Genomic DNA, 20,352 nt, shown 5'->3' with positions numbered 1-20,352 from the left:
ACTATCAGGCTCACAACTATGAAAATCGTAATCGCCCCAGACTCTTACAAAGAAAGCCTTTCAGCTACCGAAGTAGCGCAGGCGATAGAAAAAGGATTTCGGGAAATTTTTCCCGATGCTCAATACGTTTCCGTTCCGGTCGCGGATGGTGGCGAAGGTACGGTTGAAGCCATGATTGCCGCCACAAATGGCACTGTACACACCGCTAGCGTCATTGGCCCGTTGGGTAAACATGTTGAAGCCTGCTGGGGAATGTCTGGAGACGGAAAAACCGCGTTTATTGAAATGGCGGCGGCGAGCGGGCTGGCGCTGGTTCCACCTGAATTACGTAACCCTTTGATTACCACTTCGCGCGGCACCGGGGAACTTATTTTGCACGCGCTGGAACATGGGGCGACCAACATTATTATCGGTATTGGCGGTAGCGCGACTAACGACGGCGGCGCGGGTATGGTGCAGGCGCTGGGCGCGAAACTGACCGATGCTAACGGGACTGAAATCGGCCACGGCGGCGGTAGTCTGATAAGCCTTAACGGCATTGATATTTCCGGGCTCGATCCGCGTTTGCAACACTGCACGCTGCGTGTTGCCTGCGATGTTACTAACCCGCTGACCGGCGAGCAGGGCGCATCACGTATTTTTGGCCCGCAAAAAGGGGCGACGGAAGCGTTGATTGTCGAACTGGATCGCAACCTCAGTCATTTCGCCGATGTTATTAAAAAATCTCTGCACGTTGATGTGAAAAACGTGCCGGGCTCCGGCGCAGCGGGCGGGATGGGCGCGGCGCTGATGGCTTTTCTCGGTGCGGAATTACGCAGCGGCATTGAGATCGTGACGCAGGCGCTGAATCTCGAAGAGCATATTCACGATTGCACACTGGTGGTGACGGGCGAAGGGCGTATCGACAGCCAAAGTATTCACGGCAAAGTGCCGGTGGGTGTGGCGCATGTCGCCAAAAAATACCATAAGCCGGTGATCGGTATCGCCGGGAGTTTGACCAGCGATGTGGGCGTGGTTCACCAGTACGGCATTGATGCGGTATTTAGCGTTTTGACCAGCATCGGTACGCTGGAAGAGGCGTTTCGCGGCGCATTTGACAATATTTATCGCGCTTCGCGTAATATTGCCGCCACCTTGCAGGTTGGAATGTTGACGGAAGGGTGACAGGCGCAAGCAAACCCTCTATACTGCGCGCCGAAGCTGACCAGACAGTCGCCGCTTCGTCGTCGTCCTCTTCGGGGGAGACGGGCGGAGGGGAGGAAAGTCCGGGCTCCATAGGGCAGGGTGCCAGGTAACGCCTGGGAGGCGCAAGCCTACGACCAGTGCAACAGAGAGCAAACCGCCGATGGCCCACGCAAGTGGGATCAGGTAAGGGTGAAAGGGTGCGGTAAGAGCGCACCGCGCGTCTGGCAACAGTTCGCGGCACGGTAAACTCCACCCGGAGCAAGGCCAAATAGGGGTTCATAAGGTACGGCCCGTACTGAACCCGGGTAGGCTGCTTGAGCCAGTGAGCGATTGCTGGCCTAGATGAATGACTGTCCACGACAGAACCCGGCTTATCGGTCAGTTTCGACTCTTAAAGACCCTCGCAGGAGCAATCTTGCGGGGGTTTTGCTTTTGGCGGCTAAAGAGGAATGACTGCCCACTCCGCTTTCTATGAAAGAACGCGGCTTATCGGTCAGTCTCGACTGTTCAGGTAAAAACCCGCTTCGGCGGGTTTTTACTTTCTGAGGGCGGCAAGATGAATGACTGCCCACTCCGCTTTCGATGAAAGAACGCGGCTTATCGGTCAGTGTTGACTATTCAGGTAAAAACCCGCTTCGGCGGGTTTTTGCTTTTGGTACAGGCAAGAGGAATGCCTGTCCACTCCGTTTTCAATGAAAGAACGCGGCTTACCGGTCAGTCTCGACTGTTCAGGTAAAAACCCGCTTCGGCGGGTTTTTGCTTTCTGGTACAGGCAAGATGAATGACTGTCCACTCCGCTTTCGATGAAAGAATGCGGCTTACCGGCCAGTTTCGACTATTCAGGTAAAAACCCGCTTCGGCGGGTTTTTGCTTTCTCGGGCTGGAACTTACCGGCGTTTTGCTTTCGTGCGCGTCGCACCGTTAAGCACCGGCACTTCTAACTTTATAAATAAATATCCCGTCGGAAGTCTGTCGAAAAGCGCTAACATGTTCTTAAACGGTCTTGAAACTAGCATTGCGGGAGTCGCTGGTGTCATGGAACAAAAATCATTGATCATTATTCAAATGGGGGACGCCCCGGAGCCTTTACGTGAAGCTCATGGCGATATACCCGGCTGGTTTTGTCGCGTTATCGGCTGTGCGCCAGAAGAGGTGGAAGTGGTTCGCGTCTTTGAAGGCGAAACGCTGCCAACCCCGGATGCGCGCCGGGCGGCGATCATTACTGGCTCATGGGCGATGGTTTCCGACAGGTTGCCGTGGAGCGAGAAAACCGCAGAATGGATCCGCGAAGCCATTGCGGTTGAGATGCCGCTGTTTGGTGTTTGCTATGGCCATCAGCTAATGTCATGGGCCTTGGGCGGGAATGTTGAATACCATCCGCAGGGCCGTGAGGCGGGGACGAAAACCGTTTATTTGCACGCCTCGGCGCTCAACGATCCGTTACTGAGCCATCTGAGCGAGAGTTTCCCGGCGCACCTGACGCACCGACAAACCGTGACGCGACTGCCTGAAGGCGCATCGGTGCTGGCTTCTTCCGCGCATGATAACCACCAAATTGTCCGTTACGGGCCTTGGGCAATTTCAGTGCAGTTCCACCCGGAAATGACGCCGGAAATCGCTACCGATCTGTTGCGTTTGAACCGTACGCACATCGAAAAAGAGGGCACCGATGCCGACAACTTAGTTGCCAGCGTGCTGCCCGCACCGGGTGCGGCGGAGATCCTGCGCCGTTTCGTGCAGGAGGTTGCCGACCGCAACAAAACGCTATTATCTAATGCTGCCCAGTAAACTGTCTTGCGCCGTGCCCTGCACCAGCTGGGTTAACTCCTCGCAGTGAGTGATTAACCCGTTCTCCAGCGTGAAATGCGCAAATACTTCAATGTGCGCCTGAGAGCCATCTTTCTTACTCACCGCCACAAGATGGTGCGTCAATACTTCATTGTTTTGCCGGGCAATGGCGACCACTGTCAGGTTAATGGCGTGCGTCAGGTGTTTGAGCTTTGCCATATGATCGACAAAGCCCGCGAAATCCAGCGCCTGTCCGTCGACAACTTGTTGATAATCTGGCGAGAAGAATTCGCGGATTTTGGCTTCGTTATGGTCAGGGTGGCAAACGATACTGTGCAAAGCCAGGGCGATACGTTGGGTGATATCCATCATTATTATCCTCATTGGTGCTCGTAAAGAGGATATCGCCATACTGTGTTGGTATATTAACCGTATCAGGACATGAAATACGGTTTATCAGCCATGTTGATCGTACAAAACCAGCGGCTTACGCATCAAAGCAAGCACATCACTGAGTGGCACCAGCATGCTACCGGGCAGCTTTTTTGCATCCAGCGGGGGATGATTATTGTGAAAACCGAGCAGGCGCAATGGGCGCTAACGCCCGCGACGGTCGGCTGGTTTCCTGCGCATATTCGCCACTGCGCCTGGAGCGTGGGCGAGGTAGAGGGACATAGCTTGCAGCTCAACCATGATGATGCTCCTGCTTTCGCGGGCGTGTGGCCTGCCGATCCGTTCATGATGTCATTGATGGAGCGCATAACGCAGTGTAGCCCGGCTCGCCAGGCTTCTCTTCTGGCTGTGATGATGGAGGAAATTCGTATTGCGCCCTCCGCGCCGTTGCAACTGACATTGCCGCAAGATCGCCGGGCGAAGCAAGTAGCAGAACTGTTGTTGTCGGAACCACAAAATACGGCAAATCAGACACAGCTGGCGTGTTGCTATGGCTTAAGCGTCAGAACATTAAGCCGCTTGTTCAGCGAACAAACCGGGCTGAGTTTTAGCCAGTGGCGACAGCAGGCAAAAGTCCTGGCATCAATGGCGCATCTGCTGCGTGGGGTGTCGGTGAGTGAGACAGCAGAACGCTGCGGGTACGATAACGTCAGTGCTTTTATCGCCGCATTTAGACTGCGCTTTGGCAGCACGCCTGGACAGTTTCAGGCACGAAACCGGGCGTGAGAAGTTTACGTGGAACGACAGTATGCTCAGCAGAGATTTGCCCCGGTCTTATACGCCGGGGCTTATGGGTCAGGCAGTGGCTTCTTCTTCCGCAAGACGGACTTCGGCTTCTGCGACAATCGCTTCCAGTTCTGTCAGCATCTCTTCAAAACCGAATCCAGCCAGGGCGGGGAGTGGGGTGTGCTGTGTAGGATCTGTCATTAAATTCATTGTGCTGCTCATTTCATTTACTCACTTACTTAACGCAACTATCACACGGGTAAATCTATCAGCAAAGCGCGCAACGGCGTATCTGCAACCAGTGTTATGTTAGCCTCGTCACGAATAAACGCGCCGTCGCCGCAGGTCAGTGCTTCTTTTGCTTCGCAATGCGTAACGGCGTGTACCGTACCGTGAATGGATTGCAAATAGGCACGTGGGCCATGCAATTGAATCTTTAACTCTTCGCCTTTTGCCAGCTCAATATGGTGCAGCCACACTTGCTGGCGGAGCTGCAAACTTCCCTGGCTGCCGTCAGGGGAGGCCAGCAGTTGCTGCGCCGCATCGGCGACGGTCATTTTTTGCACCGGCGGGTTTTCACGCTCCGGGCAGGCATCAAGCCATAACTGCATACGCGTTAATGTTTTGTCTTTGCTCAGGTTATGCTCGCTATAGCTAATACCGGGCTGGGTGGCAATTAACAACGCTTCACCGGCTTTCGCCTGAACATGGTTGCCCTCGCTATCGCGATACTCCGCTTCACCTTCCAGAATCAGGTTTAAAATATCCACTTTCGGGTAGGTGCGTGGCTGGAACGACGCGCCAGGCGCGAGCACTTCCTGATTCAACACACGCAAGGAGGCATAGCCCAGCAATTTCGGGTCGAAGTAATGTCCAAATGAAAAGGTGTAGCGGGCCTGAAGCCAGCCGAAGTCAGCTTGTCCGCATTGTTTCGCAGTACGTGTAGTAATCATAATTGTTGACCTCTCTTTACTTAAAACAATGTTAAAGGTATGGACGCTGCATTGTTAGCCAGATATTCTGCCCGGTATGTTCAAATTTCCTGAATGAGAACACTCATGGCTAAAGAAAGGGCGCTGACGCTGGAAGCATTACGCGTGATGGATGCGATTGACCGGCGCGGAAGCTTTGCCGCGGCGGCAGATGAGTTGGGGCGCGTGCCTTCTGCGCTCAGCTATACCATGCAAAAACTTGAAGAAGAACTGGATGTCGTGCTGTTTGACCGCTCCGGGCACCGAACGAAATTCACTAATGTCGGGCGAATGCTGCTGGAACGTGGTCGCGTACTGCTCGAAGCCGCCGATAAACTGACGACCGATGCAGAAGCGTTGGCGCGCGGCTGGGAAACCCATCTGACGCTGGTGACGGAAGCGCTGGTGCCGACGGTCGAACTGTTTCCGCTAGTGGACAGGCTGGCCGCAAAAGCCAATACGCAGTTATCGATCATTACTGAAGTGCTGGCCGGGGCGTGGGAGCGGCTGGAGCAGGGGCGTGCCGACATTGTTGTTGCGCCGGATATGCATTTTCGCTCTTCGTCAGAAATCAACTCACGCAAGCTTTACTCAGTGATGAATGTCTACGTTGCTGCGCCGGATCATCCAATCCATCAGGAAGCGGAACCGCTCTCGGAAGTGACGCGTGTGAAATACCGCGGCGTGGCGGTTGCCGATACTGCCCGCGAGCGCCCGGTGCTGACGGTGCAGCTTTTGGATAAGCAGCCAAGGCTGACGGTCAGCACTATCGAAGATAAGCGCCAGGCACTGCTGTCCGGTTTGGGGGTGGCGACGATGCCTTATCCGTTGGTAGAGCAGGATATTGCCGAAGGCCGCTTACGTGTTGTAAGCCCGGAATATACCAGCCAGGTGGATATTATTATGGCCTGGCGTCGCGACAGTATGGGCGAAGCGAAAGCCTGGTGCCTGCGCGAAATTCCCAAGTTGTTTGCCGGTAAATAAGTCATTGCTCCAGCAGGTGGAGCACGGCGTTTCAGGGGAACGCTTTCGGCTCCGGGCCAAAGAGGTTTTCTACCGGCGTGCCGCGCTGGCTGTAAAACGCCAGCAGCATCAACCAGCCAATTACCGGGAACAGCAATAGCAGTAACCAGCGCCAGCTCCGGTTAGTATCATGCAGACGGCGCACCTGAACCGCGAGACTCGGCACCAGCACCAGCAGCGCGTAAACCAGGCTTAACAGGTGCCAGCCGATGATCTTATCGATCACATACAGCACGCCAAAGAGAATGGTGTTGACCAGTGTGAACATCCAGAACTCGCGGCGGTGCGCGCGCCCGTGGAAGGTAGCGTAGTTACTCAGTACCTTAAAATACCAGTCCATCCTCAACCTCGGTCAACGGTCAATCCGTTGTTTTCTAAACGATCCCTGTAAGAATAGACGGCAAAAATACAAAGCGAAAATCCGGCGAGAAATAATTTGGGCGCGGTGAGACGCGCCCGGAAGATCAGGCGAAACGAAGATCGCGCCCGTGAGGCTCATCCAGATCCTGCCACGGCCCGATAGAGATAATCCCGTTCGGGTTAATGGTTTTGTGGCTGCGGTAATAGTGGTTGCGGATATGGGCGAAATCGACCGTTTCCGCAATGCCCGGCATCTGGTAAATGTCGCGCAGGAAGCCGTGCAGATTCAGGTAGTCGCTGATACGGTGTTTGTCGCACTTGAAGTGCGTGACATAGACCGGATCAAAACGCACCAGTGTCGTCCACAGGCGGATATCCGCTTCCGTTAACCGATCGCCGGTCAGATAACGATGTTGTCCGAGGATCTGCTCAAGGCGTTCCAGCGCATTGAATACATTAACTACTGCTTCGTCGTAAGCCTGCTGGCTGGTGGCGAACCCGGCTTTATAGACACCGTTGTTCACGTTGTCGTAGATCCAGCCATTCAATTCATCTATCTGGCTGCGTAATTCTGGCGGATAGTAATCTCCGGCTTTCGCGCCCAAACCGTCAAAGGCGGTGTTGAACATACGAATAATTTCCGCCGATTCATTACTGACAATGGTGTGGTTCTTTTTATCCCACAGCACAGGAACCGTAACGCGGCCGGTGTATTGCGGATCGGCATGCAGGTAAAGCTGATAGAGAAATTCGTGTTGATACAGCGTGTCGCCAGTAGCGGCCGGAAAATCATCGGCAAATGTCCAGCCGTTCTCCAGCATCAGCGGGTTGACCACGGAAACGGAGATAAACGGCTCAAGGCCTTTTAGCGTACGCAGGAGAAGCGTGCGATGCGCCCACGGACAGGCGAGTGAAACATACAGGTGGTAACGGTCTTTCTCGGCGGCAAAGCCACCTTCGCCAGAAGGGCCTGGTGCGCCATCTGCGGTAAGCCAGTTGCGAAACGCAGATACTGAGCGCTGAAAACGTCCGCCGGTGGATTTGGTGTCATACCAGTTGTCGTGCCAGACGCCGTCGATCAGTTGTCCCATTTTGTCTCCTCCTTCTGAATAGCAAAAGCGAGGAGTGGTCTCCTCGCTTTGATCTCTTCACTCAGTATAGAGCGCTTACCATTTTTTATTCAGTACGCGGTCGATACTGATGGCGCCCGGACCGGTAATACCCAGCAGCAGGTAACCGCCAGCGATGGTCAGGTTTTTCATAAACATCAGCGAGTTCACGCCTTCCGCAAAGTTACTGTGGAAGATGAAAGCGGTCAGCAGCGTGAAACCGGCAGTGAACAGTGCTGTGGTACGGGTCAGGAAACCGAACAGAATGGCCAGACCGCCGCCAAACTCAAGCAGAATGGTCAGTGGCAGGAAGAACCCCGGCACGCCCATCGCTTCCATATACTGCTGAGTACCCGCATAGCCGGTGATTTTGCCCCAGCCTGCTGTGATAAACAGAATCGGCATCAGGATACGAGCAACCAGGAAACCAACATCTTCTAATTTTTTCATCTTTCTCTCCAGGGAACCACAATAGCGGCTTTCAGTAAAATGTCTGCAATTACGGGCAGATGCCGCGTGCTTGCTGTCGATGGAGAGGATAGTAATCGTGATGGGAAAAGATTGTTAGCAAGGAAAACTGTCGAAATTTTTCAAAAAAACTGAGCAAGCGGAAAAGCAAACGGGCGATGGATAACCATCGCCCGCGAAAGCCGTGCTGTGATTGTGTTTCAGTGCGTTGCGTTGAGCGTCGATTTGACCAGCCGCCATAAGCTCCACGCGCTTAAACCGCGTTTAGCCCAGCGCACAAGCATGTTGGGGTGGCGAACGGACCATATCGCCATCGCGCTGCTGCCCACCAGCGCCCAGGAGCGCAAGCTGAGCAGGGTGTTCCAGCCGCGATCGTAAGCACCGGTTGCTTCCAGCCACTCCCGACGGCTGGCGGTGAGATCCAGGCGTTGTTGTTGGATCTCACTGAGCAAACGTGCTTTGCGCTTCAGACGTTCCGCTTTGCCGCTCACTTATCCTCCTCCAGCAAGGCACGGTCGTTTGCCAGTTCCTGGCGAGTATGACGCAACAGCGTCGAGGCCCGCGCTTTACGCAATGTCCAGATGCCGCCTATCAACGCCAGCACCAGCAACACGACGGTGGTTGCAATCATCGCGTTCAGGCGATATTGCGGATCGATGGCCCAAATAATCAGCACCATCAGGCTCATCAGGCCAAATGCGGCGAAAAGCATGGTTAGCCCTACCATAAGCAGCAGCTGGAATAAGTTCGCTTTCTCTTCTTCCAGCTCGACAACCGCCAGCCGCAGGCGGGTCTCAACCATTTCAACAAGGATGGTCACAATGCGTTGACCAATCCCCAGTACGCTTTTGCCCGGCCCTTGCGCGTTGCGTGGCTCCATCATCTTAGCGACGCGACAGCAGCACGCCCAGCACCACACCAACGGCGGCACCGATACCGACGCTGGCCCACGGGTTATCACGCACATACTCGTCGGTACGGGCAGCCGCTTCACGGGTTTGGCGGGCGAGCGCATCGCCGGTTTCGCCCAGACGGTGACGGCTTTCGCGCAGCGCCTGTTCCGCTTTGGTGCGTAATTTACTCAGCTCTTCTTTCGACTTATCACTGGAATTGCTCAGCACTTCTTCCAGCGTATCCGCCAGGGATTTCAACTCAGCGCGCAAATGGTCAGCATTATCTTTCGACATAATTTTCTCCAGGTGAGTGAGTGGTTATTTCCATTCGATCAGTAGTCACGCGCTTCCAGGGCTTTCAGTTCTGCCTGAGCCTCTTTCAGCTTGTGCTCGCGTTTGCTTATTTTTTCCGCATTGCCTTTTTGCTTGGCCTCATTCAGGTCGTGGCGGCGCTCGGCAACCTCTTCTTTCATCTCAGCGATTTTTTTCTGATGGGCGGCGCGCAGCTTGCTGTCAGAGCAATTGGCGCGCACTTCTCGCAGCGCCTTGTTCAGACCGTCAATGCGGCTCTGATTGTTATGCTTTTCGGCATAGCTGATTTCACGCTGGATCTCATGTTCCTTTTCCTGGCAGGGCGAAGCCGCCTGGGAAAATGCGCTCAGCGAAAAAAGAGCCAGCGCCAGTGCGATGCGGTTGTTCATAATCGAGAACCTTCCATTGTTGGCCAGCGAAACGATGGTCACGCCAGCATCCAGTGACATAAAGCGAACTCTGGTTCCGTGTACTCAAGCATAGTAAGTAAACGGCCAAACACCAAAGTGAGTGAAAAGATTCAGAATCCTGGAAAGGTTAACCGAATCGATGTGCGCTGTTGCGCAGGCGGGTCAGCCACGCGGAGGTTTGGTTGTTATCATCGTCCTGGGCGGCAATGATGTAACCATGAGGTAAGGTGCGATCCAGCACGATTTTCGCTGCCGCGCTCTGCTCACTGGATTCAAACTTGATTAACAGCGTGTCGTCCTGCGGCGTAATGCTTTTAAAGTGAATGCCATTGGCATCCAGATGGTGCCAGACAGAGAAACCATCCGGTACGCTGACGTTTTGCGTGATTGGGCGAATCGCCAGCGTTGATTCACTGTTTTGCAAGGTCGTCCAGGCGAAAAACATCACGCTGAAAACGGCCATCGCCGCGACACCCATCAGTAACCAGCGTAAAAAGGGACGTTGCAATTCCATGGTCTTAACCCCGATTACGATATTTTTTCTTCCACAGCACCACCAGTGAGCCAGCAAGGCCAATCACCAGTAATACGACCGGAAGCAACATCAGGCAAGACATCAGGGCATCTTCGTATTTACGAAACACCGGCGTCTTGCCCAGCAGATAACCCAGCGTGGTCAGTATCAGCACCCACAGCAGGCCGCTCATCCAGTTAAAGAACTGGAAGCGGGCATTACTCAGACCAGAAAGTCCGGCAATAGTTGGTAACAGAGTGCGAACAAACGCAATAAAACGACCAATTAGCAGGGCGGAAAGGCCATGTTTGTGGAAAAGTTGGTGCGCGCGCTGGTGATAATGCGCAGGCAGATGCGATAACCAGTTTTGCACGATGTGCGTATTACCCAGCCAGCGCCCCTGAATATAACTGAGCCAGCAACCCAGGCTTGCCGCTACGGTAAGCAACAAAATGGTTTGCGGATATCCCAGCGCGCCTTTTGCAATCAGCACGCCAATCAGCACCAGTAAACTATCGCCCGGAAGAAACGCTGCCGGAAGCAGGCCGTTTTCAAGAAATAAAATGACAAATAAAACAAAATAAAGCATGCCGATCATACCGGGCTGCGAGAGTGTCGCGAAATCCTGGCTCCAGAGGGCATGGAGTAATTGGCTTAAAAGTTCCATTCAATGTTCCTGGTACATCGGTTTACGTCACGCCCAGCACAGCACGGCGATTATCTTTAATACATTATGGTCGCTCGTGGCACACTCTGGTAACGGACGTTGTGAGCAAGCACTAACTTACATGATGACAAATGCATCCAATTGTAACAAATGCCGACGTTATGAGTCAGTCAGAAAAATGAGTTTCGGTGATGATTTTGCTTGTCGCGGCAGGGGGAGGCGAGGCTATTTACAAAGGCTGACACTCTAGACGGTTTACTTACCTTAAACCGAGGCAGGCGCAGCGTAAGTGTGCGCCTTGTAGGACATTTTTATTTACTGCCGGTTGCGGCGGTATCGAGATGCACCACCGGGTTTTCCGCAAACAAATAGCGATCGGCGTTGAATTCGAAATCATCACTGGTTTCGTTAAACAGCATCTGTTTGGTGTTTTCCAGATGTTGCCACATTGCCACTTTCGCCGCGTGTGGGTCTTTGCGAATTAGCGCGCGGAGGATCTGGTCATGATCATCACACCAGTTATCCACGGTGCGTAAATCGATATGATCGTGCAGTTTTTTCCAGTACGGGTTGTGCACACGCTGTGTCCACATTTTCTCGACGATGGCTGCAAGCGCCGTGTTCTGCGTGGCCAGCGCTACCTGCACATGGAACTGCAAATCCCATTCAGAATCGCGGAAGCACTTCTCTTTACGCGCGTTATCCTGAATTTCCATCAGCTTCATGATGTCCTGTTTCGTCACCTGGGTGGCGGCGAACTCAGCAATATTACTTTCGATAAGCTGGCGTGCCTGAAGCAGTTCAAACGGGCCGTAATTGGCGAACTCAAGGTTTTCATCCGGCACCTGAGTATGGCGCGCCACGTTGGAAATAACATGAATGCCGGAACCTTTGCGAACTTCAACATACCCTTCCACTTCGAGCATGATAATGGCTTCACGAACCACGGTCCGGCTTACGCTTTTTTCATCGGCGATGAAGCGCTCGGCGGGCAGTTTGTCTCCCACAAGATAGACGCCTTGCTCAATACGGCTTTTAAGCTCGGCGGCAAGCTGCTGGTACAAACGTCGTGACTCGGAGATTTCCATATGTGAGCTCCAGGAAAAAGAAGGGCAATAATAGATTTGTTATACCACTTTTACTGCTTTCTCACCATCGCAGATAGTAAAAAAGCCGCATCAGGCGGCTTTTTTACGTATCAGAATCGAGGTTTAACTTTGTGCGGCGGGGCCACCAAGCGAGTGCTCTTTCACGACCTCGTCGGCGGTTTTATTTTTCAGTACGGTCCAGATAACCACTGCACCCATCAGGTCGAACAGCGCCAGCACGGCAAACAGCGGGCTAAAGCCGATGGTATCTGCCAGTGCACCAACTACCAGGGCAAACATGGTACTTGCCGTCCATGCCGCCATACCGGTCAGGCCGTTCGCAGTTGCCACTTCGTTACGACCAAATACGTCTGAAGAGAGTGTAATCAGCGCGCCGGACAGAGACTGGTGAGCAAAACCACCGATACACAGCAGGCCGATTGCCACATACGGGCTGGTGAACAGGCCGATCATGCCTGGGCCAATCATCAGTACCGCACCCATGGTCACAACCATTTTACGGGAAACAATCAGGTTCACACCGAAGACACGCTGGAACAGCGGCGGCAGGTAACCACCCACGATACAACCCAGGTCAGCGAACAGCATCGGCATCCAGGCGAACATGGCGATTTCTTTCAGGTTAAAACCATAAACCTTGAACATGAACAGCGGGATCCAGGCGTTAAACGTACCCCAGGCTGGTTCTGCCAGGAAACGCGGCAGCGCGATGCCCCAGAACTGACGGGTACCCAGAATCTGCCAGACAGACATTTTCTTACCGTTGTTGGTCTGGTGTTGTGCTTCCTGACCGCCAATGATGTACTCGCGTTCTTCTTCGCTCAGTTTTTTCTGATCGCGCGGGTGTTTGTAGAAAATCAGCCAGGCCATCGCCCATGCAAAGCTCAGCACACCAGAGATGATGAACGCCATTTCCCAGCTGTGCATGACAATTGCCCACACCACCAGCGGCGGCGCAATCATCGCGCCAATAGAAGAACCCACGTTGAAGTAGCCCACCGCGATAGAACGTTCTTTCGCCGGGAACCACTCGGACGCTGCTTTCAGGCCAGCCGGGATCATCGCTGCTTCAGCAGCACCCACTGCGCCACGCGCCAACGCCAGACCACCCCAGCTGCCCGCCAGCGCAGTCGCGCCGCAGAACACTGCCCAGGTAATCGCAAAGAAGGCATAACCAATTTTGGTGCCCAGAACGTCCAGTACGTAGCCTGCAACAGGCTGCATTACAGTATAAGCCGCGGAATACGCCGCAATGATGTAAGAGTATTGCTGAGTCGTAATGTGCAGCTCTTCCATCAAGGTTGGAGCGGCAGCCGCTACGGTGTTACGTGTCAGGTAGCCCAGCACGGTGCCGACCGTCACCAGTGCTATCATGTACCAACGTAATCCTTTGATTTTACGCATGTAAACCTCATCGTTATGTTATTACCGCCTGCGCGGCCATCCTTCGATCGCGTTCGGAGGATGAAACGGGGAGGACGTAACCGGGACAACTCCCGGTACGGCCCAAACCTTGCCATAAGTAAGCGTGTTTAAGTCGGTATCCGTACCCAAAAAATCCGATTAACTTTTTATCGGGAATGCATTCCGTCGGCTTATGTGTTCGACGGCAGGAAAGATAACTTGTCATACAACTTGAAAAGGTGAGTGACATCACAAAAGTGTTTTTCTTTGTGTGGTCTTTAACTTTGCCGGGATAAGCCAGAAACGGCGCGGGTTGGCGGGATATTTGCGCGATTAGATTGTCAGTTTTTGTCTGCTTTTATTGATCCAACTCACGAAAATATCCTCGGTCTATAGAAATTGGTGTGATAACTTTGGCAGCATTAAAGGTAAGCATCAGACGCACTCGTTTAGAGGAAGACGATAATGACCCCGTTTATGACTGAAGATTTTCTGCTTGATACCGAATTTGCTCGCCGTCTGTACCACGACTACGCAAAAGACCAGCCGATTTTTGACTATCACTGCCACTTGCCGCCGCAACAGATCGCTGACAACTACCGCTTTAAGAACTTGTATGACATCTGGTTGAAAGGCGACCACTACAAATGGCGCGCCATGCGCACCAACGGCGTACCTGAGCGCCTGTGTACTGGGGATGCTTCCGAGCGTGAGAAGTTTGACGCTTGGGCAGCGACCGTGCCGCACACCATTGGTAACCCGTTATACCACTGGACGCATCTGGAACTGCGTCGCCCATTTGGTATTACAGGTAAGGTGTTGTCGCCGTCTACCGCCGACGAAATCTGGAACCGGGGTAATGAACTGCTGGCGCAAGATAAATTCTCCGCGCGCGGCATCATGCAGCAGATGAACGTGAAAATGGTCGGCACCACCGACGATCCGATTGACTCGCTGGAACACCACGCCTCGATCGCCAAAGACGGCTCCTTCCACGTCAAAGTGCTGCCGAGCTGGCGCCCGGACAAAGCGTTCAACATTGAACAAGCCTCCTTCAACGATTACATGGCAAAACTGGGTGAAGTGTCTGATACCGACATTCGCCGCTTTGCCGATCTGCAAACTGCGCTGGGCAAACGCCTGGATCACTTCGCCGCGCACGGCTGTAAAGTTTCCGACCACGCGCTGGATGTGGTGCTGTTCGCTGAAGCCAGCGAAGCCGAGCTGGATAGTATCCTGGCACGTCGCCTGGCGGGTGAAACGCTGAGTGAGAAAGACGTGGCGCAGTTTAAAACTGCGGTGCTGGTATGGCTGGGTGCGGAATATGCCCGTCGCGGTTGGGTGCAGCAGTACCACATCGGCGCGCTGCGTAACAACAACCTGCGTCAGTTCAAACTGCTGGGGCCAGACGTTGGTTTCGACTCCATCAACGATCGCCCACTGGCGGAAGAGCTCTCTAAACTGCTGAGCAAGCAGAATGAAGAGAACCTGCTACCGAAAACCATTCTGTACTGCCTGAACCCGCGCGATAACGAAGTGCTGGGCACCATGGTTGGCAACTTCCAGGGTGAAGGTATGCCAGGCAAAATGCAGTTCGGTTCCGGCTGGTGGTTTAATGACCAGAAAGATGGCATGGAACGTCAGATGACGCAGCTTGCGCAACTGGGTCTGCTGAGCCGCTTTGTCGGCATGCTGACCGACAGCCGCAGTTTCCTGTCTTACACCCGCCACGAATATTTCCGTCGCATCCTGTGCCAGATGATTGGTCGCTGGGTCGAAGCGGGCGAAGCCCCGGCAGATATTCAACTGCTGGGCGAAATGGTGAAAAACATCTGCTTTAACAATGCGCGTGACTACTTCGCGATTGAACTGAACTAAGGCCGTTTGAGGTTGATATGCAATACATCAAGATCCATTCGCTGGATAACGTTGCGGTAGCACTGGCGGATCTCGCTGAAGGCGCGGAAGTCGTAATCGACAACCAGACCGTTCGGCTGCGCCAGGCGGTGGTTCGCGGGCACAAGTTTGCCCTGCAACCCATCGCTAAAGGTGAAAATGTTGTCAAGTATGGTCTGCCAATTGGTCATGCGACAGCAGATATCGCGTCGGGCGAGTACATCCATTCCCATAATGCCCGTACTAATCTGAGCGATGTGGACGAGTATAGCTATCAACCTGATTTTCAGGAGGAAGGCGCACAAGCGGCGGATCGTGACATTCAGATCTACCGCCGCGCTAACGGCGAAGTGGGGATCCGCAACGAGTTGTGGATCCTGCCGACGGTCGGCTGTGTAAATGGCATTGCCCGTCAAATTCAGACCCGTTTCCTGAAAGAGACGCAGGACGCCGAAGGTATCGACGGCGTTTACCTGTTCAGCCATACCTACGGTTGTTCACAGCTGGGTGACGATCACATTAACACCCGCACCATGCTGCAAAACATGGTGCGTCACCCGAACGCAGGTGCGGTACTGGTGATTGGTCTGGGCTGTGAAAACAACCAGGTCGACGCCTTCCGTCAGACGCTCGGTGAATTCGATCCGGAACGCGTCCACTTTATGGTCTGCCAACACCAGGATGACGAAGTGGAAGCCGGTCTTGAGCATTTGCATGAGCTTTATCAGGCAATGCGTAACGACAAGCGTGAACCGGGCAAACTGAGCGAGCTGAAATTCGGCCTTGAGTGCGGCGGTTCCGATGGCCTTTCTGGCATCACCGCCAACCCGATGTTGGGCCGTTTCTCGGACTACGTAATCGGCAATGGCGGCACCACCGTGCTGACCGAAGTACCGGAGATGTTCGGCGCGGAACGTATCCTGATGAGCCACTGTCGCGACGAAAGTACTTTTGAGAAGACCGTTACCATGGTCAACGACTTCAAACAGTACTTTATTGCGCATAATCAGCCGATTTACGAGAACCCATCGCCGGGTAACAAAGCGGGCGGTATTACGACGCTGGAAGAGAAATCACTGGGCTGCACGCAGAAAGCGGGTGCCAGCCAGGTGGTGGATGTGCTGCGTTACGGTGAACGCCTGAAAACCCACGGCCTTAACCTGCTGAGCGCACCGGGTAACGATGCCGTTGCTACCAGCGCGCTGGCCGGGGCGGGCTGCCATATGGTGCTGTTCAGTACCGGTCGCGGTACGCCTTACGGTGGTTTTGTGCCGACGGTGAAAATCGCCACCAACAGCGAACTGGCGGCGAAGAAAAAACACTGGATCGATTATGATGCCGGTCAGTTGATTCATGGCAAAGCCATGCCGCAACTGCTGAACGAGTTCGTGGATGTTATCGTCGATATCGCTAACGGCAAAAAGACCTGCAACGAGAAAAACGATTTCCGCGAACTGGCCATTTTCAAAAGCGGCGTCACGCTCTAATTTACCTTCATCTTTCGCGCCATGTCTGTGTTGGCTACGCCCATTCAGCCCGGTCGCTTACTTGTGTAAGCTCCCGGGGATTCGTGAGCTTGCCGCCTTGCCCTGGCGCGAAATCTTTTGGTAAATCGACACCCCTCCACTTCAGACCCAACAAGGAATTTCCATGACCACGTATTGGCTTGCCCAGGGCGTTGGGGTGATTGCCTTTCTGATTGGTATTACAACTTTTCTCAACCGTGATGAACGGCGCTTCAAAAAACAACTCTCGGTCTACAGCGCCATCATTGGTGTGCATTTCTTTCTGATGGGCGCATTTCCTGCGGGTTCCAGCGCCATGCTTAACGCCATTCGCACCCTGATTACTCTGCGTACCCGTAGCCTGTGGGTGATGGCGCTATTTATTGTGCTTACCGGTGGGTTGGGGCTGGCGAAATTTCACCATCCGATGGAGTTGTTGCCGGTTGCCGGGACGATTGTCAGTACCTGGGCACTGTTTCGTTTTAAAGGCTTGCCGATGCGCTGCGTGATTTGGTGCTCGACTGGCTGCTGGGTGATCCACAATATTTGGCTCGGATCGATTGGCGGTTCGCTGATCGAAGGCAGCTTTTTAGTGATGAATGGCCTGAACATTATTCGCTTCTGGCGAATGCAACAGCGCGGCATCGACCCGTTTAAAGTCGAAACCGCGCAGCAAAAAGAGACGCCTGCCGCACATTGACGGCAGGTTAGCCCTTATTCCAGCTGTTTTTTCTTGTCGTTCTGGTGGTTAACCCACGCGTTGAGCAGCATGGTCAGCACGAGGATGCCGCCCACTACGCCAAGCGAGATGGCGATCGGAATATGGAAGAAGTCGACAATCAGCATCTTAATGCCGATAAACACCAGAATTACCGACAAGCCATATTTCAACATCGAGAAGCGTTCTGCCACGCCCGCCAGCAGGAAATACATCGCGCGCAGGCCCAGAATCGCAAACAGGTTTGAAGTCAGTACGATAAACGGATCGGTGGTCACGGCAAAAATCGCCGGGATGCTGTCGACCGCGAAAATCACATCGCTCAGCTCAACCAGAATCAACACCAGCAGCAATGGCGTGGCGAACAGTAAGCCATTTTTGCGCACGAAAAAGTGCTCATTTTCGATGGTATCGGTCATGCGTAAATGGCTACGCAACCAACGCACCAGCGGTTTGTCGCCGATCCCCGTTTCGTCCTCTTTCGCCAGCGCCATTTTCACGCCGGTAAACAGCAGGAATGCGCCAAAGACATAGAGCAGCCACGAGAACTGAGTGATAAGCCAGCTGCCGGCGAAAATCATAATCGTGCGCAGCACAATCGCGCCGAGCACGCCGTAAACCAGCACCCGGCGCTGCAACGCGGCAGGCACGGAGAAGTAGCTAAACAGCATCAACCAGACGAAGACGTTATCGACTGCCAGCGCTTTTTCAATCAGATAACCGGTGAGAAATGCCAGCGCCTGTGTGTCGGCAACGGCGCGTCCTTCGGTTTGCGTGAGATACCACCAGAAGGCGGCGTTGAACAGCAGGGAGAGGCTGACCCAAACCACAGACCAGGCGGCCGCCTGCTTCATGGTCATCGTATGGACGCCGCGACGCCCCTGAAGCAGAAGGTCGATGGCCAGCATAATCGCCACTACAACAGCGAAGCCGCCCCATAACATCGGTGTGCCGACAGTATTCATTGCGTGAATCCTTACCTAAAAACAAAAACGGCTAACGTCGGAAGAGGTTAGCCGTTTGCTTTAGGTGCAATGGATCCTCGCCTTCCGGCAAGGTCTCACTTACGTCTGTGAAGACGCCCGGCGACCGGATGCATATACGCATCGTAATGACGATCCACCGGCAATGAAGTTACTCCCCTTTGCAGGTAACAAAATATGTCAGCACATTGATTCCGTCAATGTGAAGCCATGCATGCTTTACGAACCTTTACGCGGGGAGCTGTTCACCGACATCATCCGCCGGGAAGACGACGCCAATCTGGCGGCGAATTTCCGTTTGCAGTTTGGCCGTGACCCGGCTGACATCCAGGCCCGGATGGTTCACTTCGTTTTCTTCCACCAGGCGGGCAAAAGTTTCCGCTTCATACAGCATGGTATTGATATGCTGCGGCTGCGTCAGTTCCTGCGCTTTGCCGCCGCGCGGCACGAACGAGATTTTCTGGCATTCGGAGATTTTCTCGATCACCAGCGATCCGGCTTCGCCCTGAATTTCGCTCGGCAGCACGGAATCACTTACTTTCGAGTGTTGCAGTGTGACGCTGAAATCACCGTAATCCATGACCACCACGCCGTGCGCATCCACACCGCTTTCCAGCAGGCTGGCGGTGGCCTGAACGCTGTGCGGCTCGCCCCACAGCGCCACGGCGGATGCCAGGCAGTAGAAACCAATGTCCATAATGGAACCGTTAGAAAACGCCGGATTAAAGGTATTCGGGTTTTCTCCGTCCAGGTAGCGCTGGTAGCGTGACGAGTACTGGCAGTAGTTGATAAAGGCTTTACGCAGCTTGCCCGCTTTGGCAAGCGTTTGTTTCAGCAAGATAAAATTCGGCAGGCTGGCGGTTTTGAACGCTTCAAACAGCACCACCTGATTTTCCCGGGCGCAGGCGATGGCCGCTTCCACTTCACGCAGGTTAGAGGCCAGCGGTTTTTCGCAGATCACATGCTTTTTGTGACGCAGGAAAAGCTGCGTCTGCGGGAAGTGCAGGGAATTCGGGCTGGCAATATAAACCGCGTCAATCGCATCGCTTTGCGCCATATCTTCTAGCGAAGTAAACAGATGCTCGACAGGGTAGTCGTTAGCGAACGTTTGCGCCTGTTCAAGGCTGCGGGAAAAAACGGCGGTGAGTTTATATTTGCCCGTTTCATGGGCGGCATCGACAAACTGGCGGGTGATCCAGTTCGTACCTATGACAGCGAAACGTATCATACAGGCGCTAATTCTCCGTAAGGGGGGTCTTTGATCACTCTAGCATGACGAGATGACAAAACCAGTGCACTGCCCCGCACAAGCACAAAAGGTGATGGCTAAAACCTCAGCCGTGACGATCCAACGATAGATGCGTCAGCCACAACCGCGTATCAAACTCGAGCTGGTGGTACTGCGGCTCCATATAGCAGCACAACTGGTAGAACGCTTTGTTGTGATCTTTCTCTTTCAGGTGCGCAAGCTCGTGAACCACGATCATCCGCAAGAAGGCTTCTGGCGCGCCGCGAAACACCGTCGCGACGCGGATTTCTGCTTTGGCTTTTAACTTACCGCCCTGCACACGGGAGACCGCAGTGTGCAGGCCGAGCGCATTGTTCAACACGTGGATTTTGCTGTCATACATCACTTTATTCACCGGCGCAGCGTTACGCAGATACTGATTTTTCAGCTCTTGCGTATAGTGATAAAGCGCTTTGTCGGTAGTGATATCGTGGCTTTCCGGGTAGCGCTTTTTCAGCACCTCGCCCAGCCGGTTCTGTTCAATCAGGGCGGTAACCTGCGTGAGCAGGGATTCAGGGTAGCCCTGAAGATAGGTCAGCTTGTTCATGGCGAAATGTGTTTACATCTCCG

General features: G+C 53.8%; 23 protein-coding genes, 1 other RNA gene and 1 pseudogene. 8 read left to right on the top strand and 17 right to left on the bottom strand.

Annotated elements, in window-relative coordinates; translation table 11 throughout:
* The first annotated feature begins 18 nt into the window (after nt 1-18).
* The 3 genes from garK to E0L21_RS06070 all read left to right on the top strand — a co-directional run bounded on the left by garK (nt 19) and on the right by E0L21_RS06070 (nt 2,973).
* Nucleotides 19-1,164, top strand: a complete 1,146-nt coding sequence (gene garK, locus E0L21_RS06080; RefSeq protein WP_131407705.1) for a glycerate 2-kinase — start codon at nt 19-21, stop codon at nt 1,162-1,164.
* A 32-nt stretch (nt 1,165-1,196) separates the two neighbouring features.
* An RNA gene (gene rnpB / locus E0L21_RS06075) (RNase P RNA component class A) lies at nt 1,197-1,575 on the top strand.
* A gap of 645 nt (nt 1,576-2,220) precedes the next feature.
* On the top strand, nt 2,221-2,973 hold the full coding sequence (locus E0L21_RS06070; RefSeq protein WP_131407702.1) for a glutamine amidotransferase: 753 nt from the start codon (nt 2,221-2,223) through the stop codon (nt 2,971-2,973).
* Here E0L21_RS06070 and E0L21_RS06065 read toward each other — a convergent pair.
* Nucleotides 2,953-3,345 (bottom strand): nuclear transport factor 2 family protein, encoded by a 393-nt coding sequence (locus E0L21_RS06065; RefSeq protein ID WP_165501883.1) that lies wholly within the window; start codon nt 3,343-3,345, stop codon nt 2,953-2,955. The genes E0L21_RS06070 and E0L21_RS06065 overlap by 21 nt on opposite strands.
* Before the next feature lie 90 nt (nt 3,346-3,435).
* On the opposite strand from E0L21_RS06065, the gene E0L21_RS06060 reads away from it, so the two are divergent.
* Entirely contained in the window at nt 3,436-4,152 is a 717-nt protein-coding gene (locus tag E0L21_RS06060) for an AraC family transcriptional regulator (protein WP_131407700.1), read from the top strand.
* Nucleotides 4,153-4,221: 69 nt separating this feature from the next.
* Here the strand turns inward: E0L21_RS06060 and yhaL are convergent.
* Both yhaL and E0L21_RS06055 read right to left on the bottom strand, forming a co-directional pair.
* Nucleotides 4,222-4,308, bottom strand: a pseudogene (yhaL, locus tag E0L21_RS25400) (protein YhaL); the annotation flags it as partial.
* Nucleotides 4,309-4,403: 95 nt separating this feature from the next.
* Nucleotides 4,404-5,105, bottom strand: coding sequence for a pirin family protein (locus tag E0L21_RS06055; protein WP_131407698.1), 702 nt, complete (start codon nt 5,103-5,105; stop codon nt 4,404-4,406).
* 105 nt (nt 5,106-5,210) lie between these two features.
* Between E0L21_RS06055 and E0L21_RS06050 the strand changes: the two genes are divergently transcribed.
* Nucleotides 5,211-6,107, top strand: a complete 897-nt coding sequence (locus E0L21_RS06050) for a LysR family transcriptional regulator (protein ID WP_020455385.1) — start codon at nt 5,211-5,213, stop codon at nt 6,105-6,107.
* A gap of 31 nt (nt 6,108-6,138) precedes the next feature.
* Here E0L21_RS06050 and E0L21_RS06045 read toward each other — a convergent pair whose 3' ends face one another.
* From E0L21_RS06045 to E0L21_RS05995, 11 genes are all read right to left on the bottom strand, one after another.
* Nucleotides 6,139-6,486 (bottom strand): DUF805 domain-containing protein, encoded by a 348-nt coding sequence (locus E0L21_RS06045; RefSeq protein WP_131407696.1) that lies wholly within the window; start codon nt 6,484-6,486, stop codon nt 6,139-6,141.
* A gap of 124 nt (nt 6,487-6,610) precedes the next feature.
* Nucleotides 6,611-7,597, bottom strand: coding sequence for a glutathione S-transferase family protein (locus E0L21_RS06040; RefSeq protein ID WP_131407694.1), 987 nt, complete (start codon nt 7,595-7,597; stop codon nt 6,611-6,613).
* 75 nt (nt 7,598-7,672) lie between these two features.
* The gene (locus tag E0L21_RS06035) at nt 7,673-8,065 is read right to left on the bottom strand and encodes a DoxX family protein (protein ID WP_020455382.1); all 393 of its coding nucleotides are present in this window, start codon (nt 8,063-8,065) and stop codon (nt 7,673-7,675) included.
* Between the two features lie 218 nt (nt 8,066-8,283).
* A complete protein-coding gene (locus tag E0L21_RS06030) occupies nt 8,284-8,574 on the bottom strand; it encodes a YqjK-like family protein (protein WP_131407692.1) in 291 nt (96 codons plus the stop codon).
* A complete protein-coding gene (locus tag E0L21_RS06025) occupies nt 8,571-8,966 on the bottom strand; it encodes a phage holin family protein (RefSeq protein ID WP_131407690.1) in 396 nt (131 codons plus the stop codon). The genes E0L21_RS06030 and E0L21_RS06025 overlap by 4 nt, the downstream gene beginning before the upstream one ends.
* A gap of 1 nt (nt 8,967) precedes the next feature.
* The gene (locus E0L21_RS06020) at nt 8,968-9,270 is read right to left on the bottom strand and encodes a DUF883 family protein (protein ID WP_131407688.1); all 303 of its coding nucleotides are present in this window, start codon (nt 9,268-9,270) and stop codon (nt 8,968-8,970) included.
* A gap of 38 nt (nt 9,271-9,308) precedes the next feature.
* On the bottom strand, nt 9,309-9,677 hold the full coding sequence (locus tag E0L21_RS06015; protein WP_131407907.1) for a DUF1090 domain-containing protein: 369 nt from the start codon (nt 9,675-9,677) through the stop codon (nt 9,309-9,311).
* A gap of 148 nt (nt 9,678-9,825) precedes the next feature.
* Nucleotides 9,826-10,212 (bottom strand): EnvZ/OmpR regulon moderator MzrA, encoded by a 387-nt coding sequence (mzrA, locus tag E0L21_RS06010; RefSeq protein ID WP_131407686.1) that lies wholly within the window; start codon nt 10,210-10,212, stop codon nt 9,826-9,828.
* A gap of 4 nt (nt 10,213-10,216) precedes the next feature.
* Nucleotides 10,217-10,879: a DedA family general envelope maintenance protein YqjA gene (gene yqjA / locus E0L21_RS06005; protein WP_131407684.1), complete on the bottom strand. Its 663-nt coding sequence runs from the start codon at nt 10,877-10,879 to the stop codon at nt 10,217-10,219.
* 311 nt (nt 10,880-11,190) lie between these two features.
* On the bottom strand, nt 11,191-11,967 hold the full coding sequence (gene exuR / locus E0L21_RS06000) for a transcriptional regulator ExuR (RefSeq protein ID WP_131407683.1): 777 nt from the start codon (nt 11,965-11,967) through the stop codon (nt 11,191-11,193).
* Between the two features lie 123 nt (nt 11,968-12,090).
* Nucleotides 12,091-13,392 carry an MFS transporter gene (locus E0L21_RS05995; protein ID WP_131407681.1) on the bottom strand — a complete coding sequence of 434 codons (1,302 nt, stop codon included), beginning with the start codon at nt 13,390-13,392 and terminating at the stop codon, nt 12,091-12,093.
* Between the two features lie 465 nt (nt 13,393-13,857).
* Here E0L21_RS05995 and uxaC point away from each other — a divergent pair, with 465 nt between their 5' ends.
* From uxaC to E0L21_RS05980, 3 genes are all read left to right on the top strand, one after another.
* Nucleotides 13,858-15,270 carry a glucuronate isomerase gene (uxaC, locus tag E0L21_RS05990; protein ID WP_131407679.1) on the top strand — a complete coding sequence of 471 codons (1,413 nt, stop codon included), beginning with the start codon at nt 13,858-13,860 and terminating at the stop codon, nt 15,268-15,270.
* 17 nt (nt 15,271-15,287) lie between these two features.
* A complete protein-coding gene (locus E0L21_RS05985) occupies nt 15,288-16,775 on the top strand; it encodes a UxaA family hydrolase (RefSeq protein ID WP_131407677.1) in 1,488 nt (495 codons plus the stop codon).
* A gap of 163 nt (nt 16,776-16,938) precedes the next feature.
* Nucleotides 16,939-17,493 carry a YgjV family protein gene (locus tag E0L21_RS05980; protein ID WP_131407675.1) on the top strand — a complete coding sequence of 185 codons (555 nt, stop codon included), beginning with the start codon at nt 16,939-16,941 and terminating at the stop codon, nt 17,491-17,493.
* Between the two features lie 14 nt (nt 17,494-17,507).
* Here E0L21_RS05980 and E0L21_RS05975 read toward each other — a convergent pair whose 3' ends face one another.
* The 3 genes from E0L21_RS05975 to E0L21_RS05965 all read right to left on the bottom strand — a co-directional run bounded on the left by E0L21_RS05975 (nt 17,508) and on the right by E0L21_RS05965 (nt 20,329).
* On the bottom strand, nt 17,508-18,476 hold the full coding sequence (locus E0L21_RS05975; protein WP_131407673.1) for a TerC family protein: 969 nt from the start codon (nt 18,474-18,476) through the stop codon (nt 17,508-17,510).
* Nucleotides 18,477-18,723: 247 nt separating this feature from the next.
* Entirely contained in the window at nt 18,724-19,722 is a 999-nt protein-coding gene (locus tag E0L21_RS05970) for a Gfo/Idh/MocA family protein (protein ID WP_131407671.1), read from the bottom strand.
* 106 nt (nt 19,723-19,828) lie between these two features.
* A complete protein-coding gene (locus E0L21_RS05965; RefSeq protein WP_131407669.1) occupies nt 19,829-20,329 on the bottom strand; it encodes a M48 metallopeptidase family protein in 501 nt (166 codons plus the stop codon).
* Nucleotides 20,330-20,352 lie beyond the last annotated feature (23 nt).

The sequence above is a fragment of the Kosakonia quasisacchari genome (assembly GCF_004331415.1).
Taxonomy (GTDB): Bacteria; Pseudomonadota; Gammaproteobacteria; order Enterobacterales; family Enterobacteriaceae; genus Kosakonia; species Kosakonia quasisacchari.
The sequence above is the reverse complement of the archived record's forward strand: the minus strand, read 5'-3'. Positions and strand labels throughout refer to the sequence as shown.